The sequence below is a fragment of the Sphingomonas tagetis genome (assembly GCF_024211275.1).
Taxonomy (GTDB): Bacteria; Pseudomonadota; Alphaproteobacteria; order Sphingomonadales; family Sphingomonadaceae; genus Sphingomonas; species Sphingomonas tagetis.
Genome location: NZ_JAMLDX010000042.1, coordinates 1 through 2,516, shown reverse-complemented (window position 1 = coordinate 2,516; position 2,516 = coordinate 1). Strand labels below are relative to the sequence as shown.

Below are 2,516 nucleotides of genomic sequence, written 5' to 3'. Positions count from 1 at the left end.
TGTGAAGGGTTTCGGGGCGCCGAAGGCGTACGAAAGCCTCTAATGCAGGAACCCGCGGGCCGCACGCGGTGCATTATGGGGATTTCGGTTTTCCGCTGATCTTGGTGAAGTGAAGCGCGGCTTTAATTGCCATGGGCAACGTTCGTAATCTTGCCGGTCGCTTGCGTCTCGCCAGTTGGAATGGGCATGGCGGCGATGCTGATCGCGTGGCGCAGCGGCGGTTGACGCAGCAACGCACAATGTGGGGCATCGGCCGAGGCATGGATGCAGCGACCCAGGATGATGATAGCGCGTGCCGGGTCACGCCGCGATGCTCCCGGTTAGCTGCGCGGTGCGCGGCGGCGCGCGGGGCTGGCACCAGCGAGCGAACGCTTCGATGACGATCATGTGGCCGCCGCAGCAGGGGCATAGTGGGCGATGATCGACCGGTTCTTCAAGGGCGTCGTGTGACGGCGGCGCGACCGCAAGCAACGTGCGCGCGAGCGCGAGGCTGGCCTTGCGGGCGGAAGCGGCGAGCAGGCCGTAATGGCGGATGCGGTGGAACCCGCGTGGCAGGACATGGAGAAGGAAGCGACGGATGAACTCGTCGGCGGCGAGCGTCATGACCTGCTGACGGTCAGCGCCGTCGCGGCGATAATCCTTGTAGCGGAACGTGACGCCAGCCGCGTCGAACCGGATCAGCCGGCTGTTCGAGATCGCGACGCGATGCGTGTAGCGCGACAGATAGGCGAGCACGGCCTCGGGGCTGGCGAACGGCGGCTTGGCATAGACCACCCAGCGCTTCTTGCGGACCGGTGCCAGATACCGCAGGAACGCGCGTCGATCGGCAAGACCGACCGTGCCGCCATAGAAGCTGAGCCTGCCGGCGCCGTGTAGCGCGATCAGTCGCGTGAGAAACAGTCGTCGGAACAGCGCGCCGAGAACCCGCACCGGCAGCAGGAACGCCGGTCGCGACGCAATCCACCTGCTGCCGTCATGCGCGATGCCGCCGCCCGGCACGATCATGTGGACATGCGGATGGTGGGTCAGTGCCGAGCCCCATGTGTGAAGTACGGCGGTGATGCCGATACGCGCGCCGAGGTGCTTGGGGTCGGCGGCAATCGTCAGCATCGTCTCCGACGCCGCGCGGAACAGAAGGTCGTAGATCCCCGCCTTGTTGTGGAACGCGATCTTCGCCACCTCGGCCGGCAGCGTGAACACGACATGGAAGTAACCGACCGGGAGCAGGTCGGCCTCGCGCTCGGCGAGCCAGGCGCGAGCGGCGGTACCCTGGCACTTGGGGCAGTGCCGGTTGCGGCAGCTGTTGTAGGCGATCCGCCAGTGGCCACAGTCGGTGCAGGCCTCGACATGACCACCAAGGGCGGCGGTGCGGCAGTGCTCGATCGCCGACATGATCTTGAGCTGGTGCAGGCTCAGATGCCCGGCATGGGCAGCCCGATAGCCGGGACCAGCGGTGCGGAAGATATCGGCGACCTCGAGTGAGGCGCGCACCGGCTCAGCCGGAGGGCTTGCCTTCCATCAGCGCCATCAGCCGGTCGAGCGGCCCTGCGACCGCATGGATCGTTCGCGTCGAGACCTTAGTGTAGAGCGCGGTCGTATCGAGCTTGCTGTGACCCAGCAGTACCTGGATCACCCGGATATCGACATCCTGCTCGAGCAGATGCGTCGCGAAGCTGTGGCGTAGCGTGTGCGGGCTGACGCGCTTGCGGATGCCGGCCGCTTCGGCTGCTTCCTGGACGGCGCGGTGCAGTTGTCGCGACGAGATCGGGTCGGTGTAGCTGCGGCCCGGGAACAGCCAGCCATGTGGGAACATGACGCCTCGGCGCTTGCCCTCGCGCCACCAAAGCCGAAGCAGCTCGAGCAGTTGCGGGGACAGCATGGCGTTGCGATCCTTGCGGCCCTTGCCCTGTTCGACGCGGATCAGCATGCGCGTGCTGTCGATATCATCGACCTTGAGATGCGCGACCTCCGATACGCGCAGGCCCGCGCCGTAAGCCACGCCGAGCGCGGCCTTGTACTTGATCCCGGGGGCCGCCTCGAGCAACTGGGCGGCCTCCTCGATGCTCAGCACCTCCGGCAACTTGCGCCGATACCGCGTGACAACGAGGCCGCGCGCCAGATCGCGCCGCCCGAGCGTCACTGTGAACAGAAAGCGCAGCGCCGACACCGCGCCGTTGATGGTTGCGGGACCGAGCCCGCTGTCGTGTTGGTGAAGCTGGAAACGCCGCAGATCGTCCACGTTCGCAGCGTCGGGAGGCCGTCCCAGGAACGCGGCGAAACGCCGGACATGGCGAACATAATCCTGCTGCGTATGCCGGCCCAGGCCGCGTAGCTGCATATCGTGCTGCATGCGCTGGCGGAGGGGCGTGATCGGAGCGACGGTCGACAAGGTAGCCATGACAAGTTCCTCTTCCTGAAGGAACATCCATGGTCTGACCGCTATGCCATCCGCCCAAAGCTTATGAGTATCGCGCTACCTCGCCCAACGCGACTCTCCCGCGAAGCGGGTTCGTGCA

Annotated in this window: 2 protein-coding genes; both read right to left on the bottom strand. The window is 66.1% G+C overall.

What is annotated here, in order from left to right; translation table 11 throughout:
* Positions 1-300 precede the first annotated feature (300 nt).
* Positions 301-1,491: an IS91 family transposase gene (locus tag M9978_RS22875; RefSeq protein WP_254297467.1), complete on the bottom strand. Its 1,191-nt coding sequence runs from the start codon at positions 1,489-1,491 to the stop codon at positions 301-303.
* Positions 1,492-1,495: 4 nt separating this feature from the next.
* Positions 1,496-2,398, bottom strand: coding sequence for a tyrosine-type recombinase/integrase (locus tag M9978_RS22870; RefSeq protein WP_254297465.1), 903 nt, complete (start codon positions 2,396-2,398; stop codon positions 1,496-1,498).
* Positions 2,399-2,516: the final 118 nt, after the last annotated feature.

Excerpts from the sequence above, each read along its gene's own strand:
- M9978_RS22870 (WP_254297465.1), bottom strand. The coding sequence starts at position 2,398 with ATGGCTACCTTGTCGACCGTCGCTCCGATCACGCCCCTCCGCCAGCGC.